This is a genomic window from Fibrobacter sp. UWB4 (genome assembly GCF_002210345.1).
In the GTDB taxonomy this organism is placed as follows: Bacteria; Fibrobacterota; Fibrobacteria; order Fibrobacterales; family Fibrobacteraceae; genus Fibrobacter.
In genome coordinates this window covers 598,660-616,669 of the sequence record NZ_MWQI01000001.1, presented here as the reverse complement: position 1 = coordinate 616,669, position 18,010 = coordinate 598,660, and the positions used below count along the sequence as shown (strand labels likewise).

The following is an 18,010-nucleotide window of genomic DNA, read 5'->3' as shown; positions in this document are numbered from 1 at the left end:
TAGAATTTCCCGCCGGTGGCGAGAACGGCAAAGGGTAAGAACTGTTAAAAGCTAAAATTATGGCCTTGTAATGACCATTTCGAGAAATCCGTTGCCCGTCGTGCGCATTTCGACCATCTCTCCCCCCGACGCCTTAGCCTTAAAGACGGTTATATATTCAGGAGGAACGCCTTTGGAAAGGATCATCTCGATTTCCTTTGGCGTAATCATGAATTTCGAGTTCCACTTGTCCATATACCAATGCCACGGTTGCCAGTTAAAAATACCGCGGGTGGACTGGACAAAAGCGCGGAGCATCATCGAATATTCATACCTTAAGAAACCCAAATAATCATTCACTTCGGCATGCTTGTCAACAAGCGTTTTCGTTGCAAAATCGGGATCGTAACGAAGTGGAGTCTTGTCCGGATTGTCGTAGGTAAAGCGGATTAACTTGTCCGTTACCAGGATCTTCAAGTTCGAACGATCCAAGTGCACAAATTCTTTTTCAGAAATTTGTCTGTAATCCCTGAACACGACATCAGGCGTAAGGACCTTGTTGAGTTTCAGCGGAACCGGTTTCGCATCAAAGGCGCCAAGCTCGTAAAACACGATAACCTCGCCTGCGCCCTTCGGCAAAAGCACAGCAAGCAAAGGCTTTTCGCGTTCTGTAATGGCCCAGATCATCTTCGGCTTGTTCGAAGAGTTCAAAAGAGGGTCTATAGCCTTCATCACCGAAGGGTCTCGGACGCCGTTCACGTCCCATTCCATCCACGTTCCAGAGCCGCCAACAGAATCAAGGACATCAAAAAGGCGCCCTCCAGCAAAGCCCTCCTTAGCTTCTACAGCACCGTAGATTTTTGTTGATGAGTTCACGTTCGCTTTCGCGGAAGCCACCGGGGCCGCAAAGGAGAATGTTGCACATACCGTGAAAAAGACAAGGACAGCAAGCAACTTACGCATAGCAGTCTCCACTAGAACCCAATCGGCTCGAACAACGATTCATCCAGGCGTGAATACTGCAAGTGGTATTTCTTGTCGAGCCAATAAAGAGCAAGCTTTGCGCCTGTCCAGTTTTTCTTTGCAGCAGTCGCTTCAATACCCTTAGTGATTAATGGAAGAGTTTCAATAAGGTCCAGCTTCCACTTGGTGTCGTCCCAGTTGAAAAGCATTATCGGGACCTTCGGACTAGACGCAAGCCCGACGCTTCCTCGATCATTCTTGATTTCAAACGGTCCCATGTTTACACGGTCCACAAGATCCAGGAATTCGCTTTCGTAAAGGAGCAAATAGAGCATACGGTAATCTGGTACCGTCCAGAGGTGTTCGCGTTCGAACAGCCTATAGAGCACGATGGCATAAGCTTCATAGAACTGGCAAGTGTCTATCGAAGCTGCATCGTAAGATCTGGCATGGCTTTCAAGTTCGTCGAGCCAGGATTCCGAAGGATCCGTCAAAAAATCAAGCAAGACATCGGACGGAGCATGGTTCTTGACCGACTCCTTGAAAAGCGTGAACGTGTTTTCAAGCATGGTAAGCTTATCGGACTCTTGCGCCTTCACCTTGGCATCACGGACTGCCGCCGTTTCAGTCAGTTCATTTGAAGTGTTGCTGGAAGAACCCGCACAACCTGCCATTAACGCAAAAGCGCCCACCAAAAGCGCAAGAACAATTTTATTTTTCAGTACATGCATCGCGATACCTACCTCAAAATGAATCTGGATGAACTTTTACGCGCCTGTTCCCTGAAAGGCTATCAAGGCAGCGGCCCCGGCGGTCAGCACAGGAACAAGACCAATACTGGCGTTCATCTTTCGTTACAACAATATAATTTAGAAATTAAGTCTTCCGAAAGCAGGAGCGCAAAAGAGAACAAGATTCACGCGCTGCACCGCATGCAAATGGCGCTTGCGCTGAACGTACGCGAAGATCCTCCCGAGGTCGAGATGAAATTCCCGGGAAGCAACGGGCACATTCAACCGAGCAATCCGCTGTTTCCGCTGTTTGTGGCCCATGTTTTTGATATCATGGCTACAAAGAACGGCGACACGAAAGCCGCAGCGGCTGCATTCGGGCTTAGCCCAAGTGCGCTCGTGAAAATACTGCGCCAGGACAAATCATGCGCCGCGAAATTACAGGGCAACCGCGTGGAAAACGGGAAAAGCAAGTTGCATTTGTAATAGCGTTCCCACAAGTTTTTGTCAAATTAATTTTACATAAAAGCAGGGGGAATAAAACGCCCGCTCGTGCGTGTTAAGTAAGTAGGACCACCCAAACAATCAGGAGGTTATATGAGTCCTATGATCAGAAAACACGCCTGCCGCTGCGCGGCTACAGCATTAACAGCCCTTGCCCTGTGGAATTGCTCCGGCGATTCCCGTGCAGAATCGCCCCTCGATACAATCCAGATTGGCGAAACAGCAAAAGTCGCACTCAACCTGGATTACTCCGAAACGCCGCTGCTCGACAGTCTCGTGCTGGACTGCTTTGGCCCAGACACACTCCATTTCGTAAATTCCGCCGAAACCAATTCGTTCAATCTCGATGTTTTCCCAAGCGAGAACTGGACTTTTAAGGCAAAGCTTTACGCAAACGGGGCATTGATGCAGGAAGGCGATATCACAACCGCTATTGATGCCGGCGCAACCGTGAATTTAAAGATTCCGATGCATGCGCTCGTCGGATTTGTCTATGTAAAAATTCCGATCGGCTTTGGAAACCCGGCAGGAATCAAGAAAGGAGAAATGATTCTCACAAGCAAAGACGAGACCTTCACCTACCCCATGATATTTGATTCGGATAGCGTCTCGTTCACAAGCGACGAACTCAAGCTTAACCGCGAATATCAGATAACAATAGCGATGCAAGACGAAAGCGGGAAACCGATCTTCAGCCTGAACGACAAGTTCACGCTCGATGAAAATTCGCCTATTCCAAGTTTCCAGATAGAATCGCTGCGTAGCAAAATCGCGCTAGCCATCGAACTTGCAAAAGAAGTAAACTTGCATGTATCGCTCAAGCTCCCTGCAACGAAACGCGTTCCGGGCAAGAACGACATCGTGGTCAGTGAATTCTTTGTATGGACAAACGCAAAGGATTCCTCGCAATACAATTTTGTAGAACTCTACAATGGCAGCACAGACACGCTCATTTTGGACAAATGTTCCTTAGGGAAAACATCAAACGCAAGCGGCGCCGCAGAAATAGCAACTCTAGAGCTTCCACCCAACGAAGTCCTTGTCGTGGGGGATCATGAATCAGCGGACATCGCTGGATTCTACATGCATACCGAAAAGATGCCGGCATTTGGCAAATCCTCGGGATCACTTGTGTTGCAATGCAACGGGAATATTCTCGACTCGCTGTACTACGGCAAGGCCGATACGCTCCACAGCGCCCCCTTGCCCGTTGGAAGCTCCTCGGCAACAGCACCAAAGAGTTTGCAGTTAAACATCGGGCTCTGGAACAAGCGCGATGAGCCGGATTCCTGGTGCACGGACGCACCTACGCCGGGCGTGATTTCTGCCTGCGGGAATTAACGATTAAAACGGATCGTCACTGGATGGGGCAAAGCCCCAACTCTTTGGCTCGGTTATGACCATGCAAGCATGGTCGCAACATTGACGCTTCGCGTCTTGCTAAACGGCTCAGCCATATTTGTGCAAGCACAACTGCGGCATAGATGCTTCGCATCATGCTATCGGCTCGGATATAAGATAGCAAGCTATCTTGCATCTCTCGCCTTAAGGCATTTTCGCCTTGGGGCATACTCGCCTTCTGAGTTGTCTTCGCTACGCTCAGAATGACGAGAGAGAGTCCGGCATGACAAATAACAAGGTCGTCCCGTTTTGGGGCGACCTTTTGCAATTAACAAGACTTTAGCGGGTCCTTCCGCCTTCGGCGTCAGGATGACGAGAGTGAAGCGTCAGGACAAGAAGGAGGTGCCCGCTCAGCGGTGGGCATGACAATGCTTAAGCGTGGATCTGGGAGCTGGCGCGTTCGATGTCGAACAGGCGGCGCAAGTTTTCGGCCTTGGCCGGTTCACGTTCTTCCGGGAGCGTGAGCGGACCCATGTTGATGGCGACGAGGATAGAACCCGGATAGTTGTTCACACGCTTGATGAAATCGCTGACGGAAACGCCTTCGGTGTAGAAGTCCACGACGAACGTATCCCAGTCGTCTTCTTCGAGCTGCTGGAGAGCTTCTTCTTCGGTCTTCACAGCCTTGAAGTAGGCGCCCACGAGCAAGTCCGAAAGGACTTCGAGGCAGGCTTCACGGCGGACATCGTCTTCTTCCCAGATCAGGATGCGGCGGTCGCTGTAGTCACGGACTTGCGGAACAAAGTTTTCTTCGGCGTTCAATGCATCGAGCATCGCACCGTTGGCTTCGTCCATTTCTTCATCATCAAAATTATCGATTTCTTTAGCCATGATTAAAATATAGTAAAAAGTAACTTAACTGGATTCTTCGCTACGCTCAGAATGACGAAAAAGCGAAGTGGTTAGGGGTTCTCATCAAACCATCGTTGCAATATTATAGCGGCGGCGGTGCGGTCGATAATGGCCTTGTTCTTCTGCTTTTTCTTTTTGCTCATGTACGAGGTGAACTCCTGCGCCTGAACGCTGGAGTACGATTCATCCTGCGTATGGATTTTCATTCCCGGGAATCGCAACGCCAAATCCTTGATAAAGGCCTCCACCACCACGTTCTTGCCATCCTTGCGGCCATCCGGGTGGTAAGGCATCCCGACGACAAATTCGTCAATCTTGTTGAGGCGCACGAGTTGGTCCAGACGTTCGAACAGGTTCGTCGTCTTCTGGTCAATCGTCTCGCGCGAAAACGCCATCTTGAGTTCGGAATCGCCAAAAGCGACCCCGACACGATGCTCTCCGTAATCCAAAGCCAAATAATTCACGCCCCTAAATATAGAATACGAAACGTCAAATATTGCAAAAATTCACTTACTTTTCTATCTTTGCGCCGAAAATTAAAGCCAAACGGTAAAATATGGATCAATCAAAAATCAGAAACGTTGCCATCATCGCCCACGTTGACCACGGTAAAACTACCCTGGTGAACCAGCTCCTCAAACAGTGCGGAACCTTCCATGAAGGTGAAGAAATCGTGGACCGCGTGATGGACTCCGACAACCTTGAACGCGAACGCGGCATTACCATCCTCTCCAAAAACACGAGCGTGATGTACAAGGGATACCGCGTGAACATCGTCGATACCCCGGGGCACGCCGACTTCGGTGGCCAGGTGGAACGCGTTTTGGGTACAGTCGATGGCGTTCTTCTGGTCGTTGACGCATTCGAAGGCCCCATGGCCCAGACCCGCTTCGTGACGAAGAAGGCTTTGGAACTCGGCCTTACCCCGATCATCGTCGTGAACAAGATCGACCGTGACGGTTGTAACCCGCTCCTCGCCTTGGACAAGGTCTTTGACTTGTTCTGCGAACTCGATGCTACCGAAGAACAGCTCGATTTCGACAGAGTTTTTGGCAGTGGCCGTAAGGGCATTTGCCGCGCCGAACTTGAAGACCCGGATGGCGACTTCAGCATCTTGATGGACAAGATCATCGAACGCATCCCGGCTCCGAAGGGCGATCCGAACGGCGAACCGCTCCTCCAGATCGCATCCCTCGAATACTCCAGCTTCCTCGGCCGTTTGGCTGTGGGTCGCGTGCAGCAGGGCGTATTCAAGCCGAACCAGACCTACGCTCAGGCATTCCCCGACGGAACCGTCAAGAACGTCCGTCCGCAAAAGCTCCTCCGCTACGAAGGCCTCACCCCGAAGCCGATCGAAGAAGCTGGTCCGGGCGAAATCATCCTCATCGCAGGTCTTGACTACTTCGATATCGGTGATACGCTTTCTTCTACGAACAATCCAGTTCACTTGCCGCGTATTCACATTGACCCGCCAACAATCTCCATGCTCTTCACCGTGAACACTTCGCCGCTCGCCGGCAAATACGGTGGAAAGTTCATGACGGGTAACCAGCTCCAGGAACGCTTGGAACGCGCCCACATGGCAGACCCGGCCCTCCTCGTCGAAAAGGCAGAAGGCGCATCTACATTCAAGGTTTCTGGCCGTGGCATTTTGCACCTCACGATTCTCGTCGAAAACATGCGCCGTGAACTTTATGAATTCACCATCGGTTCTCCGCAGGTCATTTTCCAGAAAGACGAAAGCGGCAAGCTTTTGGAACCGGTCGAAGACTTCAAGGTCGAAGTTCCGAACGAATTCAGCGGCGCCTGCATCCAGGAAATCCAGCAGCGCAAGGGCGAAATGGTCAACATGACCACCGACGAAAACGACCGCGTTTCTCTCGAATTTATCGTTCCCTCCCGTGGCCTTATCGGTATCCGTCCGAAGCTCCTCTCCCTTTCCAAGGGTTACGCTGTGACGCAGTCCTTCTTCAAGGAATACCAGCCGTACAAGGGAGAAATTCCGTCTCGTATCAACGGTGTGCTCATCGCCAAGGAACCGGGCGAAGCTGCAAGCTATGCTCTCTCTAACTTGGAAGATCGTGGCTACCTCATCATCGGTCCGGGTGCCGAAGTTTATCCGGGCATGATTGTGGGTGAACACAACCGCGACGTCGATATCACCGTGAACGTCACGAAGGGCAAGCACCTCACCAACATGCGTTCGAAGTCCGCTGACGACATGATCCAGCTCACGCCGTACCGCCGCATGACTTTGGAAGAATGCGTGACCTTCATCAACGAAGACGAATGCATCGAAGTCACTCCGGAAGTGCTCCGCATCCGCAAGACCGAGCTCGACCCGATCAAGCGTAAGCAGATGTCCAAGAAGCCGGCTGAAGACGACGATTAATTCGCGTTTCGCGCAAAACTTAAAGAAGCACCCTGCGGGGTGCTTTTTTGCATTCGCCTCGGCGCAGTTACTAAAAAATCCCGACCATAAGGTCAGGATTTTTAATTCATTTGAAGCAACGATTCATTGCTAAATTCGTCTTATTCGTTGTCTTTGACGCAACGAAGGCTGGAACCCTCAGATTTACTACTCATACCAGAATCTAAAGATTCTCCACCAGAAAAAAGCTGGATTATAGCGGCATTAGCTCCATATTCAGAAGCCGACCATAAACTACCATTTTCTCCTAGTCCCATATATTGTCCACCATCATAACGGAACCCCGCTGGCAAAAGACCAAAGCCAAACGCATCTATTCCATTTTTTTCTTCATCCCATCCACTAATTGATTTTAGCTTTGTACCAGCAGTACTTTTACCACCAATCATTTTATACAAAGCATCAAATTCGGACTGCGTTGGAACATGCCACCCTTCGGGGCAAATACCTCGATGAGGACTGTTTGGCTTACACATTGATCCAACTCCACAAGCTACAGCGCCATTTTTCTGAGAAACAATCCCGGCACTATCCATTGCTACAGACCAAGTGTATAAGCGGCCATAAATATCGCAATTGCTTTTTGCGTTATAATAGCACCAACTTGTGGAATCAGATGCATACGCACCATTATAAAAAGCCACTCCCGTGTAGGCAAAATTTAAATTTTCGGCCATCCACGTTTGGGAACCAATAGTCACAGTCTTATAAGTTTGACCATCACGACTATCCGTCATAGAGCCCAAAGTAAATTCAACCACAGGATTTACAACTTCTGTAGGAGAATCTTCGGAACAAGCAGTAAACAATACACACCAAAAAGCAAGCAAAAACACGCCATTTTTCATAATACTTTATAAGACCTCTCATTCATTTTACCTGAAAGTATAGGAATTTTTGTGCCCAAAAAGAAATCTCCATCCGTAACATTTTTCAAAGTTGCCATTTTTCGAGGAATAACTAAATTTATCACGATATTCACTGAGTTTCGGCTCAAATTTTAGGAAAAGAACATGGCAAATAATCGTGAAAACTGGGGTTCCAAGCTCGGGGTTATCCTCGCAGTTGCCGGTTCCGCAGTCGGTCTTGGCAATTTTCTTCGATTCCCTGTGCAAGCGGCGACCAATGGCGGCGGCGCATTCATCATCCCCTACCTCATTGCGTTTGTGTTCCTCGGGATTCCGCTCGCTTGGATTGAATGGACGCTCGGCCGTTACGCAGGCTACCACAATTACGGCACTTCCCCGAGTACCTACCACGTGATTTTCCAAAAGAAAAAGAAGTGGGCAAAGTACCTGGGTTCGCTCGGACTTCTCCCGCCGATTTTCATCATTTTCTACTACGGATTTATCCAGTCCTGGATTTTGGCATTCGCATTCTACTCGGCAACAGGCACGTTGATGGACGTTGTCGCGCAGGGTCCGGAAAAGATGACGGAATTCTTCGGCAACTACATCATGCTCAAGACTTGCGTCGGAGGCATCCCAGTTGCCATCATCTTCTTCCTCATTACATTCATCGCGAACATGGTTGTGCTTTCGTTCGGTGTGCGCAAGGGCATTGAACGCGCCAACAAGATTTGCATGCCGATCCTCTTGATTTTGGGCCTTGTGCTTGTGGTCCGCGTGCTCACGCTCCCGGGCATTGGCAAGGGTCTTGCCTTCATGTGGAACCCGGATTTCTCGGAACTTGCAAGCCCGAAAGTCTGGATGGCTGCTGCAGGCCAGGTGTTCTTCACGATGAGCCTCGGTATGGCAATCATTTTCTGCTACGCAAGCTACCTCAAACCGAAAGAAGACCTCGTGCTTTCTTCGCTCACGGCAAGCGCAACGAACGGCTTCGCCGAGGTGATTATTGGTGGTACGGTCGTGATCCCGATGGCAGTGCTTATCGCAGGTGCTAACATCGAAGAATGCGCGAAGCTCGGCACGTTTGGTCTTGGATTCCAGACGATGCCTTACGTTTTCGGAACGCTCCCGTTCGGCGGTGTGCTTCAGACGGTTTGGTTCACGATGCTCTTCTTTGCAGGCATCACAAGCGCCATTTCCATCATCCAGCCGCTCATCAGCTTCTGCGAAGACGACCTCAAGTTTACGCGTAAAAAGTCCGTCACGACGGTCAGCACGATTACCTTTATCGGTAGCCTCACCGCTATTTTCGGCCTCGCCGCAGGCACCGTCGATGAACTCGACTTCTGGGGCGGTACGTACCTCATCGTGTTCGTAGGCATGATCCAGGCGGTTCTCTTTAGCCTCGTGCTCGGACGCCGCAATGCCAAGAAAGCCCAGGAAAATGGCGACCTCCCAGCCGAAGTGGTTGTGGAACCGGGCGAAAATGAAGCTTTTGCCACCATGAACGATGGCTCGCTTCTCAAGCTCCCGCGTTTCCTCCGCCCGATTATCCTTTACGTCTGCCCGATTTACCTGATTGTGCTCTTAGTTTCGTTCACACTCACGGACGGCCTCCCGTTCATCACGCTTAGCAACGTAGACCCGAACGCAACGGTCACATTCCTCGGACACACGTTCCCGCAAGTCGGTTTCACATGGGCATTCCGCGGATTCCTGCTCGTGCTGTTCTTGCTTTTGAACCTTGCCATAGCCTATGCCTGGCGCAAGGGTGGTCCCGCAGAAAAGGGCCGCAGCAAGAGCATCAAGAAGATGGAAATCGGTAACTCTGACGAAAACATGGAGGGCTAAAAAATGGACGCTGAATTCACTACGGGCGGACTCGTTTTCATGGTGAGCGCTTGGGGCGCCATCATTGGTCTCTGCGCATTCTGCTTCTACAAAGTGTTTAAGAAGTAGTCATTAATTGTTAGTCATTAGCCATTGGTCGTTAATGTCATGCCCGCCTCCGAGCGGGCATCTCCTTTTTATACCCAAACCAATCATTACTATATTTACCTCGCAATTTTGAACAATTTTTATACAAAACAACCTATATGAAACGTACTACCTGCCCTGGCGAAGTTCCCTATTATATTGCTGTATTTTTAACATCATTTATGCAACTCGGCTTATTCATCCATTTCCAAAGATGGATAACCTTCAACTCCGAGGGCACTAGATTTTTCTGGCTGAGCCTTCTACTTCAGTTCGCCATGTTCTCGCCAAGCATCATCATGATGCATGTCGCAAGTTACTTTGCCGGCCGCTTCCCCAAAAGCAAAGTCATGGGCTGGACGTCCATCGGCATGTCGGTCTCGGTTTTACTGATCGCCTTCTTCTTCGGCGAAAGACTTGACTTTGGCGCATTCGCCCTCTTGTTCCTGTACGGCATTTTCCTCTCGATTTTCAACCCGGCCAAAATCGGCCTCATGAAAGAAATCACCGACGGGAAAGACCTCGTGAAAATCAACGCCAAACACCTGATTTTCATGGCGCTCGGCATCACGATTATATCCTTCCTCACGTTTGACTACAGCCCGAACGACAGCTCGACAATCAGCTACTCGATCCTCCCCTTCATTCTCTCAGCTGTGGGCCTCGTTGCGGCCATTTCGTCGTTCTGTATCCGCATCTGCAAGCAGAACAAGTTCGTCAAACTCCGCTCGCCCAGACGTAATTTTGCATCGACCTGGTCAAACCCGATGCTCAAACTCTCGATGCTCGGCATTGCTGCATTCTGGAGCGTGACGCAGTTCCTCATCATGATTTCGCAGAACATGACGGGTACACAGAGCACGACTCTTTTCCAGTGGACGTTCATCTTTACGGGAATCGGCTACATCATTGGCGCGATCAGTGCCGCAAAGTCCTCCAAGAACTTCGTGGAAACAGGCCTTATCCCGCTCGCCGCCATTGCATCTTCTATCACGATGGTCGTGACGCCGTTCATCAATAACCAGTACGTCCTTGCATTCCTCTATGCGTTCATCGCCTTCTGGGCAGGTTCCGCATTCGTCATCCTCCGCACGGTCATCCAGAACGTCACGCGCCCCGACACCTCGGGCCGCATCCACGCCGTCTCGTTCATGATCCAGATGAGCTTCCTGTTCATCCTGCTTGGCTTCCAGGTCATCCTCTTCCTCATGACGGAACTGAGCCTCCACAAGCAGCTGTTCTTCCTCGCCGTGATCCTAGCCCTCACGTTCGTATTCACGCTCAAGCGCACCCCGATGACGCTCCTGCGCGCTGGACTGCGTTTCGCATTCTCGTTCGTGTTCCGCTATAAGGTCAAGGTCCACGGCATCCAGAATATGCCCGAATCTGGTCCGCTCCTTTTGGTCGGTCCGCACTACAGCTTTATTGACTGGGCTGTGCTCCAGATGGCAAGCCCGCGCCCGCTTCTCATCGCAAGCAACCGCAACACCTTTGCCGACTGGTATTTGCGCTGGTTCGCACACGGCAAGTCCGTCATCGACATCAACCGCCGCGACCCAAGTGAAGCGATGGAAAAAATCCACGAAGCGCTCCTCAAGGGCGAGGCAGTCGTGATTTTCCCCGAAGGCGAAGTATCAAAGACTCCATTTGTATCCAAGTTCTCGCTCGATTACACAAAGGCTATTGAAGGCACCGAAGCCCAAATCGTCCCGTTCTACATACAAGGTCTTTGGGGCAGCCGCTACAGCCACGCCTCCGAATGTGTGAACCGCCCGCAGTATTTCAACCGAGTCATCAGCGTAGGTTTCGGCAAGGCTCTCCCCGCCACCACGCCCGAAAACGTGATCCGCAAGGACTTGCAGAACCTAGGAACCGACATCTGGAACATGGCGATGGACCATTCCGCAAGTATCATCCCGCTCTGGTACCGCGCGATGCGCAAGCGCCGTTCCCGCCCAATATTGATTGATCCGGCCGGCCGCCACGTGAATGGTTACGAGATGATCCGCCTCTGCCACCACTTCAGCAAAAAGATCAAATCGCTCACCAAGAACGACCAGAACGTAGGCTTCATGCTCCCCACGAGCCGCGACGCCGCTCTCGGCATTATGTCTATTCTCGGCTGCGGAAAGACGACCGTCAACCTGAACTACACCTCGCCTGTAGACACGCTCATTGGTTGCATCGACAAGGCTGAACTTTCGACAATTGTCACGTCCCACGCCTTCTTCGACAAGCTCTGCGGCAAGAACCCGGACTTCAAGCAGCTCGCCGAAAAATGCCAAATGTTCTACATCGACGAAGAAGAACAGAAAATCAGCACATTCTGCCGTCTGCTCGAATCGTTCATCGTCTTAACGTTCCCCAAGAAACTTTTGAGAGACCTCTGGTTCACGACCGCAAAGCTGAGCGACGATGCTGTTATCTTGTTCAGCTCCGGTTCAGAAGGCACGCCGAAGGGTGTAGAACTCACGCACAAGAACGTGATTTCCAACGCCCAGCAAGGAGATCACGTCATCAGGCTTTGCCGCACCGACGTGATGACATCGCTCCTCCCGCTGTTCCATTCGTTTGGCTTTACGATGACATTCATGATGCCGCTTTTGGACGGTGTGCCGATGGTGCTCTGCCCCGACCCGACCGACATCAAGACTCTTGCCCGCGTATGCGCCGAATACAAGGCAACCATCCTCATGGGCACCCCGACGTTCCTCCGCGCCATCGCCATCAACCGCTGGGTACACCCGATGTGCCTCGACTCTTTGCGCTACGTGATTGCCGGTGCCGAAAAGCTCCGCCCCGAAATGCGCGAGACCTTCAAGCTCAAGTTCGGCAAGGACATTTACGAAGGTTACGGTTGCACGGAACTCACGCCGCTTGCCACGCTCAATGCTCCGAACGTTTTGCTGGATGACTTCTTGACGATGGAAAAATGCAGTGACCCATCGAGCATCGGCATGGTCGTCCCGGGTTCTACAGGTGCCATTATTAACCCCGAGACAAACGAATTCTTGGCTCCGGGTGAAGAAGGCATGCTCGTCATCACAGGCCCGCAAGTGATGAAGGGTTACCTCCGCGATGAAGCTAAAACTGATGCCGTCATTTTTGAAGTCGATGGGCGGCGCTGGTACAAGACCGGAGACAAGTGTACCATCACCGAAGACGGCTTCGTCAAGATTCTCGGTCGCTACAGCCGCTTCGCAAAGCTCGGCGGCGAAATGATTTCGCTTACTGCCGTGGAACTCCGCATTGCAGAAACAGGCATCTTGGGCGACCACGAATTCGCCATTACCGCCGTTCCGGATTCAGTCAAGGGCGAACGCATTGTGCTCCTCGTCAAGGGCGACGCAACGCTCGACACCGAAGAAATCTCGAGAAGCCTCCGCAAGTCGGGCATTCCGCCACTCATGCAGCCGGGTTCTGTATTTGGCGTCGAAGCCATTCCGAAGCTCGGAAGCGGCAAGTGGGACTTCAACGGAATGAAGAAGCTCGCCACGGAACTCGTCGAGAAGAAATAATTGCGACCGCCGCGCCGCAGTAGGCAAATCTTAAATGTCATCCTGAGGACCAAAGGGACGAAGGATCCAGTTACAATTCGAGATGCCTGCTGCGCATCTGTGTCATGCCCCGCACCGACGGGGCATCACCTTTTTTATAAGCACCACCAATAGCCTTAGAATATAACGGCTCCCTAAAAATTTTTTGAATAGCAATTAACAAGATCGCGCCGCCCCAAACGCACCTCAATTATTGTATATTAAAGGCGCAAAAACAAGGAGATTACATGAGTCAAATTGTCTCTAAATTCCAAGAACTTGGGCTGACGCTCCCCGCCTGCCCCGCACCGGTTGCCGCTTATGTTCCGGCAACGCGCTTTGGCGATACAATTATTGTTTCTGGGCAGTTGCCGTCCGTGAAGGGCGACTTTTCCGCCTTTACCGGTATTGTTCCGAACCAGATTTCTGTGGAAAAAGCTAAGGAAGCCGCGCAGATTTGCTTCTTGAACAACATTGCCGCCGCCCTCACGCAGTTGAAAGCCGGCGAAACACTCCGCCTCGTTCAGATCCAGGGTTTTGTGCAGTCCGCAAACGATTTCCACGACCAGCCGATTGTGCTGAATGGCGCAAGCGAACTTGCTGTACAGATTCTCGGTGAAAACGGAAAGCATGCCCGTACGGCAGTCGGCGTATCGACGCTTCCGAAGAACGTCGCTGTCGAAATCAGCTGCACGTTCCAGGCAATCGCAGAGTAAGTACAAGAAATAATGGATCCTATCGCCTTTGGCTCCAGGATGACGGATTAAAGCACCAATTTGCGGATCCACTCGCGCATGTGGAATACGGAATAGCCCGAAGTCAGCGACTTCTGGGCTATTTTTGCACCCCATTCCGTCGCCATTTTCTTGGGATCCAGCGGGAACCCGACGCGGCCCAAATCCAGACGATCCGCATCAAAGCAAGTGTCAATCGTAATAATTCCCGTACGCGGCTGAATCGTGTGGAGGCGGCACGCATCATAGAGCCAGCCAAAACGTTCATCGTCCAGCTCAAAACGTTTTTCTTCGCGGCAACGCTGTGCAAATTCTGCGCCACGTGCGCCATGTTCTCGGTCGTAAGCATCATCCAAACGCTGCGAATCATGGAAAATCGCAAACAAGCGCACCACATCAATGTCGGCGCCGGTCTTTTTCGCCAGGAGGAGTCCATTGTACTCCACCTGATGCCAATGCTCAATGCCATGAACCTCGGACTCGTAGAGCCGATTCTCAAAAGCAAAGTTCATTAAAGCCGCGAAATCGATCATAAGTTAGTAGGAAGTTAGAAGTAGGCAGTAGGAAGTTTTTGGTGATGTCATGCCCGTCACCGAACGGGCATCTCCTTCTTTTGAAAGGAGAAAAGGTGATACCCGATCAAGTCGGGAATGACACGCATTTTTACATTCCTGTTTACTAACCACAGCTTACTAACCACTTCTTTACTTTCCGTAATTTTCCTTCAGGTCCATGAGGCGCTGCAGCGCTTGCATCGGGGTCATTTCCTCGGGCTTGAGCCTGCGAATTTCATCCTTGAGCAAGAGCGTGTTTTCGTCTGGCGGTGCAAACAAGTCCATCTGCGGCTGCGCCTTGATTTTCTTGTTTTGCGCCTCGTCGCTCGGATCAATCTTCTGCTTTTCCAAACGGAGCAAAATCTTGCGAGCTCGGCGCACCACGTTAGGTGGGAGTCCCGCCATCTCGGCCACGTGAATACCATAGCTCGAATCGCAAGCGCCTTCGAGAATCTTATGCAAGAACGTGAGCTTGTCGCCCTTTTCCTGCACGGCAACCTGGAAGTTCCCGGCATGTTCCAACGATTCCACAAGCCCCGTCAATTCGTGATAGTGCGTTGCAAACAGCGTGAGCGCCATGCGGGCAGGCTCGCTGTGGAGCGTCTCGACAATCGCCCACGCAATCGAGAGTCCGTCAAACGTACTCGTACCACGACCGATTTCATCGAGCAGCACAAGGCTATGCGGCGTCGCATTGCGCAAGATGTTCGCCGTTTCTATCATCTCCACCATGAACGTACTGAGACCACGGCTCAAGCGGTCGCTTGCGCCCACACGCGTAAAGATGCGGTCCACCACGCCAATGCGCGCACTTTCGGCAGGCACAAAGCAGCCTATCTGCGCCATGAGCACAATAAGCCCCGTCTGGCGCAAGTACGTCGATTTACCGGCCATGTTCGGGCCTGTAATGAGCATCAGTCGCGTTCCGTCCGGCGAGAGCGTCACATCGTTCGGAACAAAGTTCAAATCAGGGTTCACCGCGACAATCACCGGATGGAAACCGCCGCGAATTTCAATACCCGTCCCTTCAAAAACTTCCGGGCAAACGTAATTGTACTTGCGGGCCGCACGGGCAAAGCTATACAAGCTATCCACGCGAGCAATCGCATCGGCAATGCCTTGGAGTTCGGCACGCCAGCTGTTCACGCGTTCGCGAAGTTCGCAGAAAATCTTGTATTCCAGCGCATGGATGTTGACTTCGGCATTGCTGATGACGGATTCGCATTCCTTCATTTCCGGCGTGATATAGCGTTCGCCGTTTACCGTTGTCTGCTTGCGGATATACTCGTCCGGAATCGGCTGCGTGGCCTTTGCCATCTGCGCCTTCGTGATTTCGATGTAGTAACCGAACACGCGGTTGTAACCGACCTTCAATGACGGGATTCCAAGGCGTTCGCGTTCGCGAACTTCCAGCGAAGCAATCCATTCGCGGCGTTCCTTGATGTCCTCGTTCATCGCATCAAGTTCAGCACTTGCACCCGGGCGGATCATACCGCCTTCGCGCACGGTCATCGGCAAGTCATCATTGAAGTACTTGAGCAAATCTTCGCCACGGCCCTTTGCCGCATTCAGCGTTTCGCGCAGCCCTTCAAAAAGTGGCGCATGCAAGCCTTCCAAAACGTCAGCAACCTTCGATGCCTGCGAAAGGGAACGACCCATTCCCGCAAGGTCACGCGCATTTGCACGACCGCTACCGACACGGCCCATCAAGCGCTCCATATCGAGAATCGACGTCAAGGATTCCTTGAGTTCGTCAAGCGCCACAGGATTCTGGACAAGCTCGCCCACCGCTTCTTCACGTTCGCGGATGCGGTCCACAGCAATCAACGGATGGCTCACCCAATCCTTGAGCGTACGCCCACCCATCGCCGTCACCGTAAAATCGAGCACCGAGCAAAGCGTACTGGAATAATCGTCAGCATTCAGCGGACGCACCAGTTCCAAGTTGCGGAGCGTACTCGGGTCGAGCGTCATGTAATCGTCCAGATTCAAAATCTCGAGCGTCGTAAAGTGCGACAATTCGGATTTTTTCTGGTTGATCAAATACTGGAGCAAGGCGCCCGTCACGGACGTTTCAAAAACGCGACCATCCAAGCCAAGGCCATCAAGCGCTTCAACCTTGAAGTGCGTAAACAGCACGTCCTTCGCCTGGTCTTCAGCAAACAAAATCGCCGGGAGTTCAGTGACCAAGACGTTTTCGGCCTTGATCAAGTCCATAATCGCCGAAGGGATTGTCGTTCCTTCGGGAATCACGATTTCCTTGGGCATGCGGCGGCTGAATTCACATTCGAAAGCCTGCACACTGCTACGGCACGTGGCCAAGTAACCTGTCGTCACATCGGCAATCGCAAACGCAGCCACATCGCCGTTTCCGCCCTTGCCGTCATCGCTTGTCGCAGGCACATAAGCGCAAAGGTAATTTGCCTCTTTTGCATTGAGGTTTTCTTCGTTCATCGCCGTGCCGGCGCTGATGATTTCAACAATGTCGCGCTTGACAATGCCTTTCGCGAGTTTCGGGTCTTCGACCTGTTCGCAAATGGCGATGCGGTAGCCGGCGGCCACCATCTTGGGCACATAGCGTTCGGCAGCGTGGTGCGGGAACCCGCACAAAGGCGTTGCACCGGAAGCGCCGTTATTGCGGCTCGTGAGCGTTAAACCTAAAATTTTCGAGGCGATTACAGCGTCATCTTCAAAAAGTTCAAAGAAGTCGCCCATGCGGAAAAACAAAATGCAGCCAGGATTTTCTTTCTTGATTTCGTAATATTGCTGCATCAACGGAGTAACGGCCATTAAGCATCTCCCATAGACAATTCAATCTGGTCAGTCGATTCTTCGAGCGGAGTCGGTTCTTCCGGAGCGTTATCAGGCTTGGAGTACTGCGGCACCAAAGCGCCCGCTTCCAAAAGTTCACTGAATTCGCGCAAACGCGGCAAGTCTTCCGGAATGCGATTGATACCAAAGTATTTTAAAAATTCCTGCGTGGTCACGTAAGTGTAAGGGTTACCGACCGTTTCTGCTCTTGCGCCCAAAGTAATAAAGCCCTTGTCAAGCAAGTTACGGATCGGACCATCCGCAGAAGAAACGCCACGAACCTGTTCAATCGCGGCCTTTGTAATCGGCTGCTGGTAAGCAATCACGGCAAGCGTTTCAAGCGCTGCCTGCGAGAGGCGTCTTGCATTTGCTTCCGGGAAGAGCTTGCGCACCCACGGATAATACTTTGCACGTGTTCTAAAGCGGTAACCGCCCGCCTGTTCCACAATTTCAAACGGAGACTGAATCTTGTTCAAAGAATCGTTCGCAGTGATGAGCGCATCCGCCACAGAACGAGCATCCAAAAAATCGCCAAGAATTTCGCGAAGCTTCTTGAGCGTCACGACATCCGGAGACGCAAACACAAGCGCCTGTATAATGCGAGCCAGGTCTTCCCTACTTTCAACTTTCGGGAGTTCCGCCGATTCTTCGGCCAGTTCTTCGACATTCTGATCTTCAGCCATACGTTT

Annotated in this window: 14 protein-coding genes; 6 read left to right on the top strand and 8 right to left on the bottom strand. The window is 51.6% G+C overall.

The annotated features are described in order from the left end of the window. Positions 1-57: 57 nt before the first annotated feature. A complete protein-coding gene (locus tag B7990_RS02590) occupies positions 58-942 on the bottom strand; it encodes a hypothetical protein (RefSeq protein WP_088639476.1) in 885 nt (294 codons plus the stop codon). Between the two features lie 11 nt (positions 943-953). Continuing rightward, positions 954-1,673 carry a hypothetical protein gene (locus B7990_RS02585; RefSeq protein WP_088639475.1) on the bottom strand — a complete coding sequence of 240 codons (720 nt, stop codon included), beginning with the start codon at positions 1,671-1,673 and terminating at the stop codon, positions 954-956. On the opposite strand from B7990_RS02585, the gene B7990_RS02580 reads away from it, so the two are divergent. Both B7990_RS02580 and B7990_RS02575 read left to right on the top strand, forming a co-directional pair. Further along, positions 1,668-2,159, top strand: a complete 492-nt coding sequence (locus B7990_RS02580; protein ID WP_088639474.1) for a peptide chain release factor-like protein — start codon at positions 1,668-1,670, stop codon at positions 2,157-2,159. The genes B7990_RS02585 and B7990_RS02580 overlap by 6 nt on opposite strands. 111 nt (positions 2,160-2,270) lie before the next feature. Then, entirely contained in the window at positions 2,271-3,518 is a 1,248-nt protein-coding gene (locus B7990_RS02575; protein WP_088639473.1) for a hypothetical protein, read from the top strand. 432 nt (positions 3,519-3,950) lie between these two features. Here B7990_RS02575 and B7990_RS02565 read toward each other — a convergent pair whose 3' ends face one another. Together B7990_RS02565 and ruvX are read right to left on the bottom strand one after the other, a co-directional pair. Beyond that, complete coding sequence (locus B7990_RS02565; RefSeq protein WP_073423950.1) at positions 3,951-4,409, bottom strand: hypothetical protein; 459 nt, start codon at positions 4,407-4,409, stop codon at positions 3,951-3,953. A gap of 71 nt (positions 4,410-4,480) precedes the next feature. Next, positions 4,481-4,894 (bottom strand): Holliday junction resolvase RuvX, encoded by a 414-nt coding sequence (gene ruvX, locus B7990_RS02560; RefSeq protein ID WP_074208275.1) that lies wholly within the window; start codon positions 4,892-4,894, stop codon positions 4,481-4,483. A gap of 92 nt (positions 4,895-4,986) precedes the next feature. Here ruvX and typA point away from each other — a divergent pair, with 92 nt between their 5' ends. Next, entirely contained in the window at positions 4,987-6,822 is a 1,836-nt protein-coding gene (gene typA / locus B7990_RS02555; protein WP_088639470.1) for a translational GTPase TypA, read from the top strand. 140 nt (positions 6,823-6,962) lie between these two features. Here typA and B7990_RS02550 read toward each other — a convergent pair whose 3' ends face one another. After that, the gene (locus B7990_RS02550; RefSeq protein WP_088639469.1) at positions 6,963-7,709 is read right to left on the bottom strand and encodes a fibrobacter succinogenes major paralogous domain-containing protein; all 747 of its coding nucleotides are present in this window, start codon (positions 7,707-7,709) and stop codon (positions 6,963-6,965) included. Positions 7,710-7,874: 165 nt separating this feature from the next. Between B7990_RS02550 and B7990_RS02545 the strand changes: the two genes are divergently transcribed. From B7990_RS02545 to B7990_RS02535, 3 genes are all read left to right on the top strand, one after another. Beyond that, entirely contained in the window at positions 7,875-9,560 is a 1,686-nt protein-coding gene (locus B7990_RS02545; protein WP_088639468.1) for a sodium-dependent transporter, read from the top strand. Positions 9,561-9,805: 245 nt separating this feature from the next. After that, positions 9,806-13,204, top strand: a complete 3,399-nt coding sequence (locus tag B7990_RS02540) for an MFS transporter (RefSeq protein WP_088639467.1) — start codon at positions 9,806-9,808, stop codon at positions 13,202-13,204. Positions 13,205-13,470: 266 nt separating this feature from the next. Beyond that, a complete protein-coding gene (locus tag B7990_RS02535) occupies positions 13,471-13,938 on the top strand; it encodes a RidA family protein (protein WP_072828233.1) in 468 nt (155 codons plus the stop codon). A 47-nt stretch (positions 13,939-13,985) separates the two neighbouring features. Here the strand turns inward: B7990_RS02535 and B7990_RS02530 are convergent, their stop codons facing one another. The 3 genes from B7990_RS02530 to scpB all read right to left on the bottom strand — a co-directional run bounded on the left by B7990_RS02530 (position 13,986) and on the right by scpB (position 18,004). After that, positions 13,986-14,468 carry a hypothetical protein gene (locus B7990_RS02530; protein ID WP_254917289.1) on the bottom strand — a complete coding sequence of 161 codons (483 nt, stop codon included), beginning with the start codon at positions 14,466-14,468 and terminating at the stop codon, positions 13,986-13,988. A 192-nt stretch (positions 14,469-14,660) separates the two neighbouring features. Beyond that, positions 14,661-17,300, bottom strand: coding sequence for a DNA mismatch repair protein MutS (mutS, locus tag B7990_RS02525; protein WP_088639465.1), 2,640 nt, complete (start codon positions 17,298-17,300; stop codon positions 14,661-14,663). Beyond that, the gene (gene scpB, locus B7990_RS02520) at positions 17,300-18,004 is read right to left on the bottom strand and encodes an SMC-Scp complex subunit ScpB (RefSeq protein WP_012820032.1); all 705 of its coding nucleotides are present in this window, start codon (positions 18,002-18,004) and stop codon (positions 17,300-17,302) included. Before scpB ends, mutS begins: the two co-directional genes overlap by 1 nt. Positions 18,005-18,010: the final 6 nt, after the last annotated feature.

Excerpts from the sequence above, each read along its gene's own strand:
- B7990_RS02590 (WP_088639476.1), bottom strand. The coding sequence starts at position 942 with ATGCGTAAGTTGCTTGCTGTCCTTGTCTTTTTCACGGTATGTGCAACA.
- B7990_RS02580 (WP_088639474.1), top strand. The coding sequence starts at position 1,668 with ATGCATCGCGATACCTACCTCAAAATGAATCTGGATGAACTTTTACGC.
- B7990_RS02585 (WP_088639475.1), bottom strand. The coding sequence starts at position 1,673 with ATGCATGTACTGAAAAATAAAATTGTTCTTGCGCTTTTGGTGGGCGCT.
- B7990_RS02575 (WP_088639473.1), top strand. The coding sequence starts at position 2,271 with ATGAGTCCTATGATCAGAAAACACGCCTGCCGCTGCGCGGCTACAGCA.
- B7990_RS02565 (WP_073423950.1), bottom strand. The coding sequence starts at position 4,409 with ATGGCTAAAGAAATCGATAATTTTGATGATGAAGAAATGGACGAAGCC.
- typA (WP_088639470.1), top strand. The coding sequence starts at position 4,987 with ATGGATCAATCAAAAATCAGAAACGTTGCCATCATCGCCCACGTTGAC.
- B7990_RS02550 (WP_088639469.1), bottom strand. The coding sequence starts at position 7,709 with ATGAAAAATGGCGTGTTTTTGCTTGCTTTTTGGTGTGTATTGTTTACT.
- B7990_RS02545 (WP_088639468.1), top strand. The coding sequence starts at position 7,875 with ATGGCAAATAATCGTGAAAACTGGGGTTCCAAGCTCGGGGTTATCCTC.
- B7990_RS02540 (WP_088639467.1), top strand. The coding sequence starts at position 9,806 with ATGAAACGTACTACCTGCCCTGGCGAAGTTCCCTATTATATTGCTGTA.
- B7990_RS02535 (WP_072828233.1), top strand. The coding sequence starts at position 13,471 with ATGAGTCAAATTGTCTCTAAATTCCAAGAACTTGGGCTGACGCTCCCC.
- B7990_RS02530 (WP_254917289.1), bottom strand. The coding sequence starts at position 14,468 with ATGAACTTTGCTTTTGAGAATCGGCTCTACGAGTCCGAGGTTCATGGC.
- mutS (WP_088639465.1), bottom strand. The coding sequence starts at position 17,300 with ATGGCCGTTACTCCGTTGATGCAGCAATATTACGAAATCAAGAAAGAA.
- scpB (WP_012820032.1), bottom strand. The coding sequence starts at position 18,004 with ATGGCTGAAGATCAGAATGTCGAAGAACTGGCCGAAGAATCGGCGGAA.